Genomic DNA, 242 nt, shown 5'->3' on the forward strand with positions numbered 1-242 from the left:
CTCTATTAGGTTTAGGTGGAGCAGAAAAAGTAGAGAACTTAAAAAAGGTCAAATTAAAGGAACATATTCTTATTATTACTAGTTTTATGGGGCCAGTACAATAATAGAATAAGTAGATATTTTATCACTAGGTAAATAGAGATATAGGATTCGTTCAAATGACTTAGACTTACTACTTAATTTATATTTTACAAGCGAATATGATAACGAAACACATTAACACATATATAAATCAATGAAAA

The 242-nt window shown here is 26.9% G+C and carries 1 protein-coding gene; it reads left to right on the forward strand.

The window, feature by feature from the left end; all coding sequences use genetic code 11:
- The coding region (locus MR056_RS22130) for a T6SS immunity protein Tdi1 domain-containing protein (RefSeq protein ID WP_242136743.1) at positions 1–104 on the forward strand (104 nt) is incomplete at its 5' end.
- Positions 105–242 lie beyond the last annotated feature (138 nt).

Source organism: Bacillus cereus group sp. BfR-BA-01360 (genome assembly GCF_022663595.1).
In the GTDB taxonomy this organism is placed as follows: domain Bacteria; phylum Bacillota; class Bacilli; order Bacillales; family Bacillaceae_G; genus Bacillus_A; species Bacillus_A cytotoxicus.